A 15,301-nucleotide genomic window follows, 5' to 3' on the forward strand; every position below is an offset into this window, starting at 1 on the left:
AAAGTCCTTGCTTTAACTTAAGTATGATCGGGCCTAAACAAAAAAGGGTGCCGGCAATAAAAGCGGGCACCCTTTCCTATGTGTAATTTATTATTGCTGATCTTTTGCTCTGATCATAGTGCCATCTTCATTAAAGCGGGCAATCGCACCTTTTCCTTCGGCATTTTTAAATGTGATCTCATAAGTATAACCTGCTATTGCCGGTTGTGTGCCTGTAGTTGTTGCCGTAGCAGCCGTAGTAGTTGCACCTACTGTGGTTCCGCTTGTAGTTCCAGTGGTTGTAGTTCCGGAAGTGGTACCTGTTGTTGTACCGGATGTGGTAGTACCGGCAGTTGAGCCTACTGTAGTTGCGCCGGTGGTTGTACCCATGGTGGTAGCCCCGGTTGTAGTGCCGGTAGTAGTCGTACCTGTAGTTGCTCCGCTTGTGGTTCCGGTTGTAGCGGCTGCGGCGCCAGTTGCACTGGCTTGTGCAGTAGCCGGCACTTTGTAAATTTCATCTATCGTCCAGGCCTTAAATGCATCTGCTTTAAGTGTATTCAGAATTGTTGGAGGCAGTTCCGCCTGGGTTATTTTCACGCGCCCATCGTCCTGCGTCTTTTGCGTGGTTTGTGTTTGTTTCTGTTTCTGTGTTTGCTGCTTCTGCTGGGTAGTTTGTGCGTTAGCATCCAGTGCTACTGTTCCTAAAATCGCGAATGCCGCTGCAAATACTGTTACCTTCTTCATACTTATCAGTTATTAGATTGCTAAACGAAAGAAATAAGCTAATCATACGCAGATAGCAATTCACCACGATATATTCATATTAATTTCCTATAAATCAATTATTTAAGATTCCATATTTAATATCTTCAGCCAATCATACTTCATTTCCCGCACCAGGTATAGACTATGCAACTAACAGATCAGGTATACTTAGTAATGATCAGACACAATACCTGCAACAACCATCGTCTTCTAATTCACATATAATGTTTAGCACGGCCTGCTCTTACAGGTGCTGTAACTTAGGCTATAGTTCTGGATAATTGACTAACTTTAACGCATGAGCGAACCACGAAAGAAATTATTCCTGCTGGATGCACTGGCACTTATTTACCGGGCACACTTTGCCTTCAGCAAAAACCCGCGCATTAACTCTAAAGGTATAAATACAGGCGCTGCCCTGGGCTTTACCAACACACTGGTAGAGGTACTTCAGAAAGAAAAGCCAACGCACATTGGTGTAGCCTTCGACTCAGCTGCCAAGACCTTCCGCCACGATAACTTTGCCGAATATAAAGCCAACCGGCAGGCGCAACCTGAAGATATTTCTGTAGCCATACCTTACTGCAAAAAAATTGTAGAAGCCTTTAACATACCGGTACTTATACTGGACGGTTACGAAGCCGACGACATTATTGGCACACTTGCCTGCCGCGCCGAAAAGGCCGGTTTTGATGTGTACATGATGACGCCCGACAAAGATTATTGCCAGCTGGTTACAGACCATGTTTTCCTGTATAAGCCTGCCTTTTTAGGCAACGCCGTAGAAGTATGGGATGTGCAGAAAGTACTGGAGAAATGGGAAATTGAGCGTGTAGAACAGGTCATTGATATACTTGGCCTGCAGGGCGATGCCGTGGATAATATTCCGGGCATACCGGGCATAGGTGAGAAAACGGCTAAATCGCTGATCCAAAAGTATGGCTCTGTAGAAAACCTGATCGCACACGTAGACGAGCTGAAAGGCAAGCAAAAGGAGAACGTACAGAACTTTGCCGACCAGGGCCTGATGTCGAAAGAGCTGGCTACTATACACTGTGATGTACCACTACCCTTTAACGAAGATGCCCTGCGCCTGGATAGCCCGAATGAAGAGCAACTGAGCGAGCTGTTTGCAGAACTGGAATTCAGGCAGCTGGCGCAACGTGTATTGGGCCAGCCTATTGCGGCCGCCCCGGCCAAACCTGCAGCCCGTAAAACAACAACATCCGGCCAGGGCCAGACCTCGCTCTTTGATATGGCAGCCGCACCGGCTGCAGTTATCGAAGCCGATATTCCGCAATCGGCTTTGCAGCCCATGCGAACTATAGATAACACCCTGCACGATTATCACCTTATCGATACACCGGAACTGCGCCAGAGCCTTATAAAGTACCTGTTGCTGCAGGATGAGATCTCTTTCGATACCGAAACTACAAGCATCGATGCCATTACTGCTAAACTTGTGGGCATGTCGTTCAGCTACCTGCCCGGCGAGGCGTATTATGTACCCGTTCCGCACGACGACCAGGCTACGGCAGAAAGTATAGTTGCCGAGTTTAAGCCAGTGCTGGAAAACCAGAACATCGCTAAAATAGGCCAGAATATAAAGTATGATATCCTGGTGCTGAAGAACTATAATGTAGCCGTACAAGGCCCAATCTTCGATACCATGCTGGCCCATTACCTGCTTGAGCCCGAAATGCGCCATAACATGGATGTACTGGCTGAGACCTACCTCAACTATAGCCCGGTTCCGATAACGGCTCTTATTGGCCCGAAAGGTAAAAACCAGCTTACCATGGCCGACCTGAAACCGGAGCAGATTAAAGACTATGCCTGCGAGGATGCCGATATTACGCTTCGCTTAAAGTTATACTTCGAGCCATTGCTGCAGGAGCAGGGCCTCATGAAGCTTTTTAACGAAGTAGAGAATCCGCTGGTGCAGGTGCTGGCTGATGTAGAAAAAGAAGGCATTACCATAGATTCCAATGCGCTGGCTGATTTCTCGATTCAGCTGGAAGGCGAGATACGAAACATTGAAGAGCGTATTTTTGACCTGGCCGGCGAAGAGTTTAATATTGGCTCACCAAAGCAATTAGGCGAGGTATTGTTTGACAGAATGGAGCTGCAGGGCAAGAGTAAGGTAAAGAAAACCAAAACTGGTCAGCACGCTACCGGTGAAGAAATTCTTTCTAAACTGGCTGGCGAGCACGAAGTGGTAAGGCTTATACTTGACCATCGCCAGCTTACCAAGTTAAAATCAACTTACGTAGATGCCCTGCCGCAACTGGTTTGCGCGCTGGATGGCCGTGTGCATACTTCCTTTAACCAGGCTGTAACTGCCACTGGCCGCTTAAGCTCTACCAACCCTAACCTGCAGAACATCCCAATACGCACCGAGCGTGGCCGGGAAATCCGTAAAGCCTTTGTTGCCCGCGACAGCAAGCACCTGCTCATCTCTGCCGACTATTCTCAGATAGAGTTGCGCATTATGGCTGATTTCAGCGGCGACCCTACCATGAAGGAGGCCTTCCGGAACGGACTTGATATTCACGCATCCACGGCCAGCAAGGTGTTCCATGTGCCTTTAGAGCAGGTAGATGCCGACATGCGCCGCAAAGCCAAGACCATCAACTTCGGCATTATTTACGGTATTTCGGCTTTTGGCCTGGCCGAGCGCCTGAGCATACCGCGCCGCGAAGCAGCTGATATTATTGAAGCATACTTTACCGAGTTCCCGGCAGTGAAAGAGTATATGGATGAGGCTATAAACAAGGCACGCGAGCAGGAGTATGTAGAAACACTGCTGGGCCGTCGCCGTTACCTCCGCGATATAAACTCACGCAATCAGAACATGCGTGGCTTTGCTGAGCGTAACGCCATTAACGCACCTATACAAGGCACTGCAGCTGATATCATCAAGATTGCCATGATAAACATACGCGAGTACCTGCAGCAGGAAAAACTACAGACCCGCATGATACTACAGGTACATGATGAACTTTTATTTGACGCTCCGAAAGAGGAGGTAGAAATTGTAACCCCAAAAATTGTGGAGCTGATGACCAATGCCCTGCCGCTGAGCGTGCCTATGGAGGTTGGCTTAGGTGTTGGCCAGAACTGGCTGGAGGCTCATTAAAGTATAAACCTATAAGTATAGGCAAGGCTACTGAAGTATAGCTTGCCAATATTTCATCGGTAAAAGCAAGTATAAGGTATACACTAACTATACTTCCTGAGAAAAAGAAAAGGCGCCTCCCGAAAGAGAGGCGCCTTTATTATGGTTTATACTTTACTGTAACAGCTTACGGGAACAGTACTGCACGGTACTTCGTCTCATCCACAGTCGGGATGTTGGCTTTGTACGTAGCGTTGATGTTACGAATGATCTCATTTGCCACAATTGCATTGCCTCGTGGTGTTAAATGCACACCATCCAGTGAGAATAAGTTACCAGAGATAAATGCAGGAGAATAAGCAATGTTGTTAATGGTTAGCTGTGGCTTGTTATCCTTCATCTTTACAGAGTTGAAGAAAGTATTCATGTTTACAAGCGCTAATCCTTTTGCCTGAGCAGCAGCTGCAAGTGCATTGTTAAAGTTAGCTGTAGCAGCCTGCGCAGTAGCAACCTCTGTATTATCAAGCACCTCGTTATTTCTAAGCGGGTTATACGGGCTGAAACCGTGAGGTATTGTACCTACAGGAGTTTGCTCCGGCGTACCTACAGTAGAAGTCAGCAACACATAGTCAGCAGTAGTGGCTACTCTTGTAACGTTATCGCTACCTACTATATAAAGCTTGGTGTTAGCAGCTGCAGCCATCTGAATTAAAGTGGCAGTAGCTTTGGTAGTAAAGAATGGCACACCAGTTACATCCGGGATGTTAATGATAGCACCTTTAGCATTGTTTGCACCTACCAGCGCATTAACCATGGCATCCAGGTTTGTCTTAAACTTATCCAGGTCCGAAATAGCTGCTATACCACCCGAAGTAGCATAACTAAGCACGTCGTTGTTACCTAACCACATAGTAAAGAAGGTTGGTTGCGTAGCAGCAGCAGTAGCTACATATGGTCTTAAAGCTCCTGATGGCGTTACATCATTTGGCAATAAGCGCTCATAATAAGGGTTAAAGGCAATCGGGTTATTATAACCGTAACCAGCAGTAGATACATCTATCATCTTAATACCAGGTACGCCTAGGTTATTTACCGGCTCCAGGTATTCGGTATAAAGTAGTGTTTTATTATCAGCCCCCATGCCACGTACGGCAAGCTCAGTTGTAACAGGCTTTAAAATGGGTAAACCTGATGCATCAAAACCTGTTAAAGACAAGTATCCTGATCCGTTTTTCTGAGCTTCAGTGAAAAGCGGCTGGGTAAATTCGCCACCGCCTGCCAGTTTAAACTGCTCAGCAAGTATAGATGGGTAAGAGTTTAATTGGCCTTCGCGGTATAAACCGCCATCGCTGTAGCCGGCAGTAAGCGAGTTACCAACTGCTACATACTTTGTAAAATCAGCCTCGCCTTTCGATGGAGAAGCACCATCTATTTCCGGATCGCAGCTTGTTAATACGGTAGCGGCAAAAAGAGCCAGCATACCTGATTTATAGATAAAGTTTTTCATGTTCAGCTTAAATTAAGAATTAGAACTTGTAGTTAAGGCCGATACCAGGTATGTAAGCAACCGCTTTATAAGTACCGCCAATACCACCGGATTTATCAGAAAGGTCGGTGCGTTCTTTTTTGTTGATGTACAGGAACGAAGCGTCAAGGCTTAATTTTTCAGACAGGTTATAACCTAAACCAACCGAAACGCCACGCGCATCAGCATCCGGTGTTTCTGGTGTCAGGTAACCATCCTGTACCGGAGAGCTATCATAATAAGCACCTGCACGTAAGGCCAGCGCATCAGTAGCCTTATACTCAGCACCTATACGGTAAATGTAGCTATCTTCGTAGTTACGGGCATTCTCAGAAACTAGACCTTCTGGTGCAGGGCGGCTAACCGGTTCTTCATAATCGAAACGCAGGCTTTTATAAGCACTCCATTCTACACGGTTTACATCAATTGCAAGCGTTAACTTATCGGTTGGTTTTATACCTATACCCAGTGTAAGGGTGGCAGGCAACGGCAAAGTAGCCTCAAATTTAGTATCCGGGAAACGCGCATCAAGTGAAGCTGGTACTGTAAAAGTGGCGTCGCCTTCTTCTACATTCACATCTACTTGCGAGCGGTAGCTAAGGCCAAGAGATATTTTTTCGGTTGGTGCAAAGTATACACCCACATTGTAGCCTACGCCGGTTGCATCGCCATCCAGTTCTGCATGGCCATAGTTACCCTGCTGGTCTTGCACCGGAATGCTGCGTTGCAGGTTCACACTACCCAGCACATAAGTTAGGCCGGCACCAACGCCTAATTTTTCAGTTATTTTATAGCTAAGTGTAGGCTGTATATAAACTGCAGAAAGTTTTAGTTGCTCTAACCCAAAACGACCACTCCACTCATTACCCCACTTTACAGTGCTACCAAAAGGCGTATATACACCAATACCTGCTTTCAGCTTATCAGTTATACCATAAACCCCATATACCTGAAAAGGAGTACCTGCAGGGTTATCGGTTCTGGCTTCGGTATTGCCTGGCTCAAGTGCACGGTAAGCTATTTTAGAGAATATAGCACTTCCGCCTATTGTTACACCGTTCTCGCGCAGGTGGCTCATGGCACCCGGGTTAAAGAAGATGCTGGCGTTATCTAATGCCAGGCCAGTGCCTGTATGGCCCATGCCTATCTGTCGCTGGCCTGCCAGGTTTACTTGGTAACCTCCGGCCATTGCAACGCCCGAAAGTAGTGTACCACCTAATAAGGCTAAGATTTTGCTTTTCATAAAACGCAATTTTTTAATTGTAGGGTGATAATAGGTCTAAACAAATATAGTTATTATTCATACTTGCAATACCTACCAAGTCGCCTTTTTTCAAATATTTTTTAGATTCAGTCGAAAAAATACTCAAAACCACATTTGCAAAAAACACAACCATATAAGCATCAGTTAATTACACTGGATCCACAACATAGCTTCTAGCTTTTGAGTTACTATGGTTTAGGTAACCAAACTTCTTGTTTAACTAAGTATAGATGCATTATTTATCCCCTCTCAATGAATTAGAGGGGATAATGGAAATCTGAATCAGACGGGTATAACATCCCTTTAAAAGGTTCTTTTACCACTGCTGTTTTATACTTTCTGTTAGACTGTACCAGGCTCACGAAGGAATTATTGGCAAGCACAATGGATAGTAAAGTATGGCCGGAAGTATAAGTTAGCATTGGGAAGTATAAAATAAATCAAAACCTTATACTATACTTCTTTTGCCCTTATCCGTTAAGATACTTTCGAAAAGATTTAAGAGATGTACGATGTAATTATAGTTGGCGGAGGGCCGGCAGGATTAAATGCCGCCATGATCCTTGGCAGATCGAGACGTAAAGTGCTTGTGTTTGACAGCGGCGAACCCCGAAACCGTTGGTCTGATAGTATGAATGGTTTCTTGTCGAGCGACGGCGTGAAACCGCAGGATTTTTTAAAGAAAGGCCGCGAAGAGCTTAAAAAGTATAATGTAAAAATAGTAGAGAAGGTTGTAATAAGTGCCACTTACTCTAAAGGCGAGTTTATAGTTAACTCCGATGATTTAAAAGTATACCGCTCGCGTAAGCTATTGCTTGCTACCGGCCTGAAAGATACCCTGCCCGAATTAGAAGGTATCGAGCCCTTTTACGGCAAAAGTGTGCACCACTGCCCTTACTGTGATGGCTGGGAATCGAGGGATAAGGATATAGCTGTGTATGGCAAAGACCGCAACGGCATTGGCACGGCATTGGGCCTTAAAACCTGGAGCGATAGCGTAACCCTCTTCACCGACGGCACAGACAAACTACGCCAGGTAGACCGTGATCTTTTGCACCGTAATGGTGTGGAAGTATGCACAGACGCAATAGCAAGACTGGAGGGAGAAGGCACACAGCTGCAGCGCATTGTACTTAAAAACGGAACAGTACGCCAGCAACAGGCTATGTTTTTTGCAACAGGTACCAAACAGCAATCCGACCTGGGCAACCAGTTAGGCTGCGAGTTCACCAACAAAGGTGTAATAAAAACCCGGCGCCTTCAAAAATCCAACATACCGGGCTTATATGTAGCCGGCGATGCCGCCCGCGATATGCAACTGGTAATTGTGGCGGCAGCCGAAGGTGCCAGGGCAGCCGTGGCCATAAACATGGAGCTGCAGCTGGAAGACAGAAAATAAACAAAAAGGGCAGAACCATTTAGTTGGCTCTGCCCTTTTTGTTTTTGCTTTACCTGCTTAACCGGCCTGCGACAGTTGCCCGCTTTTAGAATCTTCTACGTTCATACTTATAGGCTGGAAGAGGTGCTCTTTCAGGCAATACCTGTAATCTTCCACCAACAAGTGCATTGCCAGGTTTTCTACCGCAATAGGCTCATTTTCCTTTACCAGCCTGGTGTTAGAATACCGGATATTGCTGCCGTCTATAATTGTTACCACACCTGGCCCAAATACCTCTATCTGGTCGCCGTCTTTGATAATTATGCCTGTTTCTTCGCTTAAGCCTACACCGGTATAATCCGGATTGTGCGCCACGGCATGCGCTAAACGGCCAAAGCGCCCACGTTCGGCAAAGTGCGTATCGATGTATACATTTTTGATAAAACCGAATCCGCTGGTAGTTTTCATTTCGCCTTTAATTAGCGAGTAGTGCCCGTAACCATCGTAGATCATATAATCAGACATAACGGCTGCACCGGCACTTGTACCCGAAATAATAATGTCTTCTTCGTGATAGCGGCGAAGCATGATCTTAAGCAGCTCGGTATGGCCCAGAAACTGAGCAAGGCGTACCTGGTCTCCGCCGGTAAAAAAAATTACATCGGCCTTACTGATGCGTTCCAGATATTCAGGTTTATCAGCTTCGTTATCTTCATCTATGTGCATAAACTGTACGCTGCTGCACCCCAGTTCCTCAAAAGCCTCTTTATAAGCATTGCCAGACTCTTCAGGCAGTTTTGTAGCTGTAGCAATTACTTCTATGTTCGAATGGATATTACATATTTCGGAACGAATCAGCTTGATCAGGCCATCGTCATCGCCGCCACCCAACGCAATTAACTTTCCTTTTATTTTACTCATATTCAGCTATCCTTAACTAAAATTTATACTTTATACTTTGCCTGTTACTTTAAGTTTAAAACAGACCCGCCTGCAACTATAAAGCCCAAAAAACTACTATTTAACAGGCTAAAAAGAACATTTGTTCATCCTATTTCAGATGCTGTAACCTATACTATACATTCCAATAAAGTACACGATGCTTTAGAAGAATAGCCCCGCTGATGCTACACTATTGAATAAAGAAAGAGCCATATTGGTGGCTCCGATAAACACCAATAGCTTCAACTTTTCATACTAGCTTTTAAAAGATGTTCGCTTGTGAACAATAAAGTGTTCGCCACCGAACACTTTATACTACGGCAAAACGCTGACTTATTAATATAAATACCTGATTGTCAGCATGTTAAATAGATTGGCACACAAAATGCAATAAGCCAATTAGAAATAAAAAAATTTATAACATGGCAAGCAACCTTTCGCAACTGACTGCCATCTATTAGATAGAAAATTAAACAGAAACCATAAATTTTACTACTATGAAACTCATAATCCTTCTTTTCGCTCTGGTTCTTGGTTTTGGCGCCACAATTAAAAGATCTGCCTCAGATTTAAAAGAAATCAGCCAAAGAACCGAAATCAACGCTTACAAAAACTATCCAAACTTATTACCAGAAGTAGAGATAGTTGCCCACCGCATGCCACGGGCTTAATACCCGGTAAACCCTGACGCCGACCGCTACCTATAAAACGCCATTATTCTTAATAAACCTATGAAAATTATAATCCTGCTTTTTGCCATGTTGCTGGGCTTTGGCCTGGCCTGCAAAGAAACCTTCGACTCTCGCGAGCTTATTGCCAAGCGCACCAGTTCCGAAGTTATGCCTCTGAACAACCACCAAACTTTGCATCCCCAGGTTATTGCAGCTGTATAGCCTGGGATGCTCCTAAAGTTTTCGCCCACTTAAATTAGCCGTTTACTAAATTACTCAGCCACCTTTATGTTACAAACCACCTGGTATTTCGCAAAATAAGCCTTCACAAAATTGCTTTATGTTGCATTATCGAACACTACCGGCATTTACACAGGCATAAAGCTGATGTTACAACGGCCTTCCAAAATTCCTTTTTATATTACTTTACTCTTATTAATTTTACCCCATAGTATAGCACATTGGCAGCTTAAGCAATGATAATCAAATATTTGTCCGGGATAGGCATATGGCGTTGGATAGGGAGACAGCAGGTTACAACTGCCCAGTCATTCAACAATTCTTATCTTATTCCGAACCTGGTATCAAGGTTATTTGCAATAGAGCTGGCTACTATTACTCCAGAAAAGAAGTATAGCACACCGCTGCACTTGCAGGAAAAAAATAGTATACTTACACCCGGAGCCCCTAAGAAGGCAACACCCGGTTACCTGACGCAGCAGATTTTAAGCGCGTGTGCTGCTAAAACAGAAATGTACCATGACCTGATGAAATTGCTTGAGCTTGGTAACGAAAGCAGAAAACAGGTTTTTGATCTTGGCGAACACCTGGCTGCAGCAGGACTGGTAGATATCCGGTTCAGGGCATCCAGAATGTACATCAGGATAACAGAACAAGGCATTAATTATTTAAGATAAAGAAAGGCGGGCAAGTATAAACCCTGATACCAACAAATATACCAAGGTATCTGATTTATTACTCTTTTCAGCACTTACAACACTACATACCCCTACGTGGTGTACGGTATGAAACAAATCTTAACAGGAAACAGATTAAACTAATAAAGTAAGAAAACAGACACTAAGGTATAGCCCGCCTTTCCATTACAACAGAAGCCCGGTATAAGCCGGGCTTTCTTTTTGCAGCTGTAAGTATAAAAAACAATGCTGTAACACAGGCTATATAAAAGATCAATTGCAAGAAAGTATGACTTGCCTGTTTAAAGTATAGCACTGCAGCAGAGCATGCGCTTACATTTTACCTGTTGTCCTGCTGCCTTTTAAAGATCTTCAGGATATCGATCTTCTCTTCGTCATCCTGGTTCTTGCGCTTCCTGTCGCGTCTGCTATCTTCTTCATCATCGCGGTTGCCAAATGGCCACAGGCTTTTCTTTTTCTTCTTTTCCTTCAGAATAACATACCTGATAGAAATGCCTGTGCTCAGGTCTACCCAGTCTTCGTGGTTAATGTGCACGGCAGGTTTAACATCAGCAGAAAGCAAAAAAGGCAAACCATTTACTTTATACTCTACTCCAAGTATAGCATCTGCCCCGGTAAAAACGCCAGAGTCTTTCAGGTTGCCCACGTGGCCACCAGCGCCCAGGTAATAATTAAACCGCCTTCCCAGTATCGGAAAGTGCCACTCGTACAGGGCAGTACCGCTGTACTCGCGCGATCCTACTGTAAAAATGCCTTCTATAGTTCCACGTTCGTGCAGTTTCTGTTGCAGTGTTACGCCAAAGCGGTCACTATCGAGGCGAACCCCGGCTGCAGTACGGTACACCTGTGCCTGGCTTATTGTGGCAATACCAGTAAGTAAACAAAGTATAAGTATGATCTTCTTCATATTTAATTTTAAGATGAGCCTGCCAGTTGCCTTTGCAAATATCTTACCTGAAAAAAGCCTTTTGCAAATGCATCTGGTTTAGAGCTCATTAGCAAACTATTGTATTTGTATAGTTAAATTTATCCTTATTTAAATTCATTCCGTACGATATAACTGTGTCAGTTTTTAACCCAGCAATTATGAGAAACACAAGTATGTTTGCCGTAGGCTTTATTGCGTTTACAGCTTTTATAAGCAGTTGCCAGCAACAAGCTACTACATCGCAGCCTGCTGCACCCGCCACCGAAAGTGCTCCACAGGCCCAAGCCACTGCTCCGGCTACCAAAACCTATACTATCGAAGAATTTATGGCGACTACTTCCATCAGGGGTAATGCCATAGCAACTGACAATAGTAAGGTGCTTTACTCCAGTAACCAGACAGGCATTTACAATGCTTTCGAGGTTCCGGTTACAGGCGGCGAGCCAAAACAGGTAACATCCTCTACCGACAATTCTGTATTTGTGATCTCGTACCTGCCCGACAACAAGCGTATACTTTATGCCAGCGACAAAGGAGGCAACGAAATTACACATATCTATTTACACAACCCCGATGGAACTTCGCGGGACCTGACACCCGATGCTAAAGCCAAATCTGAATTTGCCGAATGGAGCCACGACAAGAAAAGCTTCTTTTATATTTCCAACAAGCGCGATCCTAAATTCTTCGACCTCTACGAAATGGATGTGGCCAGCTTTACACCAAAGCTCGTGTTCCGCAACGACAAAGCGTTGGACCTGGGTGCCATTTCGCGAAACAAGCGTTACCTGGCTTTTACAAAAAGTATAACCACCAACAACTCTGACCTATACTTGTACGACACTAAAACAAAGCAACTAAAGCACCTGAGCAAGCATACCGGCGACATACAGTATCGCCCCGAAACGTTTACCCCAGACGACAAGCAACTATACTTTCTGACAGATGAAGGCCAGGAATATACCTACCTGAAAAGCTACGACCTTGCCACCGGAAAAACCGCTATAGTTGAGAAAGCTCCCTGGGACATTATGTATTCTTACTTCTCTCGTAACGGCAAGTATAGGGTAACTGGTATAAATAACGATGCCCGCACCGAAGTAAAAATTTACGAAACAGCTACTGGCCAGCCCATAAGTTTACCAGCCATGCCTTCCGGCGACATTACCGCAGTGCGCATCTCTGACGACGAAAAGCTGATGTCGTTTTATGTGAACAGTTCCAAATCTCCCAACAACCTGTATGTGTATTCATTTGATGGGCAGCAACCGCGTAAGCTAACCAATACCATGAACCCTAAGATATCGGAAGACGATCTGGTAGAAGGCAAGGTGGTCAGGTATAAATCATTTGATGGCATGGAAATCCCGGCATTGCTTTATACTCCTAAAGGCATTGCGGAAGGCGAAAAGCGACCTGCGTTACTTTGGATACACGGTGGCCCCGGCGGCCAGACACGCCTGAACTACTCACCGCTGATGCAGTACTTGGTAAACCATGGCTATGTGCTGCTGGCAGTAAACAACCGTGGCAGCTCGGGTTATGGTAAAACCTTTTTTGCTGCCGATGACCAGAAACATGGCGACGCCGACCTGAAAGACTGCATTGCGGCCAAAGATTACCTTAACAGTACCGGCTTTGTTGCTGAAGATAAGATAGGCATTATTGGTGGCAGTTACGGAGGTTATATGGTATTGGCAGGTCTAGCTTTCGCGCCAGACGAATTTGCTGTGGGAGTTGATATTTTTGGAGTAGCTAACTGGTTGCGCACCTTGCAAAGTATACCGCCGTGGTGGGAGTCGTTCAGAGAGGCGCTTTACAAAGAAATGGGCAACCCGAAAACAGACTCTGCTGCTCTATATAATAAATCCCCGCTGTTCTTTGCTAACCAGATAAAGAAACCGTTGATGGTATTGCAGGGCGCCAACGACCCGCGTGTGCTTAAAGTGGAATCGGATGAGATTGTAGCAGCTGTGAAAAAGAATAATGTGCCGGTAGAGTATATGGTGTTCCCGGATGAAGGCCACGGCTTTGTGAAAAAGGAAAACGAGATAAAAGGCTATAGTGCCATACTTGATTTCCTGGATACATATCTGAAGAAAGCGCCCGCTGAACAAACCAGAACTTCGGGGCAATAATCCTGAAAAACCTGACGTATAGTTTATAGTTGATGCACACATTGGCTGTAAACTATACGTTGGGTTTTCTTTTTATAACGGTCCTGAAACTTACCAACTACTTCAAGCTTCTCCCCTATAACCTCTGCTGGCTTTTTTCTGCGCCTGCCGCTTCTTGCTTTCGAGGCGTTGTTTAACCGATGAGTGTGTGGGCTTGGTAGCCTTGCGTTTTTTCTGACGGGTTAGTGCCTGGCGCAGCAATTCGTAAAACCGGGCTATACTTTGCTCTTTGTTCTGTAACTGGCCGCGCTCGGTCTGGCTTACCACTTGTAGATATCCTTCGCTGTTAATGCGGTTTGCCAGCTTTTCCTGAATCAGGGCTTTTTCTTCGTCTGATAGCAATTCCGAGCTTTCCACATGAAACCGTAGCTCCACCTTACTGGAAACTTTGTTTACGTTCTGGCCACCGGCACCACCGCTCCTTGATGCCTGAAATGTTAGCTCCTGTTCTAAGCCTCGTTCTTTTAAATCAATCATAAATTTTTAGCGAACTGCATCTTAATTTCTCCGGGCTTCTTTACGGATTATTGCACCAGCAAGCTAAGTTCATACTTTAGGTTGCGTCTTTTCATGCTCTTTAGCGTCATCATTAAAATTATTCGCAACTTTGGTGTTCAAAACTATTAATTGCTTACTTAACCTACTATGAAAAAATTTCTTCTTTGCTGCCTTTTACTGGTATTGTTCAGCCTGCCACAGGTTGCGCAAGCGCTTCAGAAATCATTTTACTTTACTACTTCCGACAGTGTAAAGCTTTATGTGCGCATAGCCGGCGAAGGCAAGCCGTGTTTGTTTGTGCATGGCGGCCCGGGCTCCTGGCCCAAAATTTACTACGCTTTAGGCGGCGACATTACCGAGAAAGACATGACCATGATTTACCTGGACCAACGCGGCTCCGGAAGATCTGGCGGCGATGCTAACACCGATTATTCACTCAACAGAATGGTGAAGGATTTTGAAGAGCTGCGCAACCACCTGAAGTATAAAAAATGGTTTGTTATGGCGCATTCTTTTGGAGGAATAGAAGCTACCGAATATGCTTACCAGCACCCGGCAAGTATAAACGGACTTGTACTTGTTGCTACTACGCTGCACATGCAATCGTCGCTGGAGAGCTATGTAAAAGAAGGCGCGCGCGTATTGGGCCAGCCAGAGTCTGATTTCCGACAGCCTGGCGCACCGGTAGGCCAGACACTAGGGCAGGTAGTTACCAAACTGAACGAGAAAGGCCTCATGTATAAAATGATGTACCCTAACAAAGAAATGTTTGCTCAAATGAACGCCGTAATGGATACCACCCTTAACTGGCATTTCGGAAGCAAAGTATGGGGCTTACCAGAGTATGAGCAAGATTTTACAAAGAAATCTGCGTCTATAAAAGTGCCTGTACTGGCCTTTGCCGGCAAGTATGATTATGCTGTTGGCCCGGAGCATTACAAGCTATTTAAATTCCCGAACGCTAAGTATAAAACCATGGATACAGGCCACTGCCCTTACCAGGAAAAACCAGAGGAATTCCGAAAGTATGTAAAAAGCTTTATCGCGCGGTTAGATTAATTATCAAGCCAACTATGACCTACAAGGCAGCTGCACCACGCAGCTGCCTTTTTTAATTT

The 15,301-nt window shown here is 45.0% G+C and carries 14 protein-coding genes; 7 read left to right on the forward strand and 7 right to left on the reverse strand.

What is annotated here, in order from left to right; all coding sequences use genetic code 11:
• Window positions 1-90 precede the first annotated feature (90 nt).
• Complete coding sequence (locus LWP20_RS00455) at window positions 91-723, reverse strand: hypothetical protein (protein WP_242926139.1); 633 nt, start codon at window positions 721-723, stop codon at window positions 91-93.
• Between the two features lie 319 nt (window positions 724-1,042).
• Here LWP20_RS00455 and polA point away from each other — a divergent pair, with 319 nt between their 5' ends.
• Complete coding sequence (gene polA, locus LWP20_RS00460; protein WP_242926140.1) at window positions 1,043-3,883, forward strand: DNA polymerase I; 2,841 nt, start codon at window positions 1,043-1,045, stop codon at window positions 3,881-3,883.
• 166 nt (window positions 3,884-4,049) lie between these two features.
• On the opposite strand, the gene LWP20_RS00465 is transcribed toward polA, so the two are convergent.
• From LWP20_RS00465 to LWP20_RS00475, 3 genes are all read right to left on the reverse strand, one after another.
• Window positions 4,050-5,369 carry an SGNH/GDSL hydrolase family protein gene (locus tag LWP20_RS00465; protein WP_242926141.1) on the reverse strand — a complete coding sequence of 440 codons (1,320 nt, stop codon included), beginning with the start codon at window positions 5,367-5,369 and terminating at the stop codon, window positions 4,050-4,052.
• A 19-nt stretch (window positions 5,370-5,388) separates the two neighbouring features.
• Window positions 5,389-6,630: an OmpP1/FadL family transporter gene (locus LWP20_RS00470; protein WP_242926142.1), complete on the reverse strand. Its 1,242-nt coding sequence runs from the start codon at window positions 6,628-6,630 to the stop codon at window positions 5,389-5,391.
• Window positions 6,631-6,908: 278 nt separating this feature from the next.
• On the reverse strand, window positions 6,909-7,073 hold the full coding sequence (locus LWP20_RS00475) for a hypothetical protein (protein WP_242926143.1): 165 nt from the start codon (window positions 7,071-7,073) through the stop codon (window positions 6,909-6,911).
• Between the two features lie 83 nt (window positions 7,074-7,156).
• On the opposite strand from LWP20_RS00475, the gene LWP20_RS00480 reads away from it, so the two are divergent.
• Entirely contained in the window at window positions 7,157-8,050 is an 894-nt protein-coding gene (locus LWP20_RS00480; RefSeq protein ID WP_242926144.1) for an NAD(P)/FAD-dependent oxidoreductase, read from the forward strand.
• A 57-nt stretch (window positions 8,051-8,107) separates the two neighbouring features.
• Here the strand turns inward: LWP20_RS00480 and LWP20_RS00485 are convergent, their stop codons facing one another.
• Window positions 8,108-8,950, reverse strand: coding sequence for a cyanophycinase (locus LWP20_RS00485; protein ID WP_242926145.1), 843 nt, complete (start codon window positions 8,948-8,950; stop codon window positions 8,108-8,110).
• A 518-nt stretch (window positions 8,951-9,468) separates the two neighbouring features.
• On the opposite strand from LWP20_RS00485, the gene LWP20_RS00490 reads away from it, so the two are divergent.
• The 3 genes from LWP20_RS00490 (at window position 9,469) to LWP20_RS00500 (ending at window position 10,559) form a co-directional block, all read left to right on the forward strand.
• A complete protein-coding gene (locus LWP20_RS00490) occupies window positions 9,469-9,642 on the forward strand; it encodes a hypothetical protein (RefSeq protein WP_242926146.1) in 174 nt (57 codons plus the stop codon).
• 60 nt (window positions 9,643-9,702) lie between these two features.
• Entirely contained in the window at window positions 9,703-9,864 is a 162-nt protein-coding gene (locus tag LWP20_RS00495) for a hypothetical protein (protein ID WP_242926147.1), read from the forward strand.
• A gap of 254 nt (window positions 9,865-10,118) precedes the next feature.
• Window positions 10,119-10,559, forward strand: coding sequence for a hypothetical protein (locus LWP20_RS00500; RefSeq protein WP_242926148.1), 441 nt, complete (start codon window positions 10,119-10,121; stop codon window positions 10,557-10,559).
• 340 nt (window positions 10,560-10,899) lie between these two features.
• Here the strand turns inward: LWP20_RS00500 and LWP20_RS00505 are convergent, their stop codons facing one another.
• A complete protein-coding gene (locus tag LWP20_RS00505; protein WP_242926149.1) occupies window positions 10,900-11,487 on the reverse strand; it encodes a hypothetical protein in 588 nt (195 codons plus the stop codon).
• Between the two features lie 179 nt (window positions 11,488-11,666).
• Here LWP20_RS00505 and LWP20_RS00510 point away from each other — a divergent pair, with 179 nt between their 5' ends.
• Entirely contained in the window at window positions 11,667-13,646 is a 1,980-nt protein-coding gene (locus LWP20_RS00510; protein WP_242926150.1) for a S9 family peptidase, read from the forward strand.
• A 102-nt stretch (window positions 13,647-13,748) separates the two neighbouring features.
• Here the strand turns inward: LWP20_RS00510 and arfB are convergent, their stop codons facing one another.
• Window positions 13,749-14,162, reverse strand: coding sequence for an alternative ribosome rescue aminoacyl-tRNA hydrolase ArfB (gene arfB / locus LWP20_RS00515; protein ID WP_242926151.1), 414 nt, complete (start codon window positions 14,160-14,162; stop codon window positions 13,749-13,751).
• Between the two features lie 168 nt (window positions 14,163-14,330).
• Between arfB and LWP20_RS00520 the strand changes: the two genes are divergently transcribed.
• Entirely contained in the window at window positions 14,331-15,242 is a 912-nt protein-coding gene (locus LWP20_RS00520; RefSeq protein ID WP_242926152.1) for an alpha/beta fold hydrolase, read from the forward strand.
• The last annotated feature ends 59 nt before the right edge of the window (window positions 15,243-15,301 follow it).

This window comes from Pontibacter vulgaris (assembly GCF_022758145.1).
Taxonomy (GTDB): Bacteria; Bacteroidota; Bacteroidia; order Cytophagales; family Hymenobacteraceae; genus Pontibacter; species Pontibacter vulgaris.

What these genes read in the sequence shown, in the direction of transcription:
- LWP20_RS00455 (WP_242926139.1), bottom strand. Translation starts at nt 723, where the DNA reads ATGAAGAAGGTAACAGTATTTGCAGCGGCATTCGCGATTTTAGGAACA.
- polA (WP_242926140.1), top strand. Translation starts at nt 1,043, where the DNA reads ATGAGCGAACCACGAAAGAAATTATTCCTGCTGGATGCACTGGCACTT.
- LWP20_RS00465 (WP_242926141.1), bottom strand. Translation starts at nt 5,369, where the DNA reads ATGAAAAACTTTATCTATAAATCAGGTATGCTGGCTCTTTTTGCCGCT.
- LWP20_RS00470 (WP_242926142.1), bottom strand. Translation starts at nt 6,630, where the DNA reads ATGAAAAGCAAAATCTTAGCCTTATTAGGTGGTACACTACTTTCGGGC.
- LWP20_RS00475 (WP_242926143.1), bottom strand. Translation starts at nt 7,073, where the DNA reads ATGCTAACTTATACTTCCGGCCATACTTTACTATCCATTGTGCTTGCC.
- LWP20_RS00480 (WP_242926144.1), top strand. Translation starts at nt 7,157, where the DNA reads ATGTACGATGTAATTATAGTTGGCGGAGGGCCGGCAGGATTAAATGCC.
- LWP20_RS00485 (WP_242926145.1), bottom strand. Translation starts at nt 8,950, where the DNA reads ATGAGTAAAATAAAAGGAAAGTTAATTGCGTTGGGTGGCGGCGATGAC.
- LWP20_RS00490 (WP_242926146.1), top strand. Translation starts at nt 9,469, where the DNA reads ATGAAACTCATAATCCTTCTTTTCGCTCTGGTTCTTGGTTTTGGCGCC.
- LWP20_RS00495 (WP_242926147.1), top strand. Translation starts at nt 9,703, where the DNA reads ATGAAAATTATAATCCTGCTTTTTGCCATGTTGCTGGGCTTTGGCCTG.
- LWP20_RS00500 (WP_242926148.1), top strand. Translation starts at nt 10,119, where the DNA reads ATGATAATCAAATATTTGTCCGGGATAGGCATATGGCGTTGGATAGGG.
- LWP20_RS00505 (WP_242926149.1), bottom strand. Translation starts at nt 11,487, where the DNA reads ATGAAGAAGATCATACTTATACTTTGTTTACTTACTGGTATTGCCACA.
- LWP20_RS00510 (WP_242926150.1), top strand. Translation starts at nt 11,667, where the DNA reads ATGAGAAACACAAGTATGTTTGCCGTAGGCTTTATTGCGTTTACAGCT.
- arfB (WP_242926151.1), bottom strand. Translation starts at nt 14,162, where the DNA reads ATGATTGATTTAAAAGAACGAGGCTTAGAACAGGAGCTAACATTTCAG.
- LWP20_RS00520 (WP_242926152.1), top strand. Translation starts at nt 14,331, where the DNA reads ATGAAAAAATTTCTTCTTTGCTGCCTTTTACTGGTATTGTTCAGCCTG.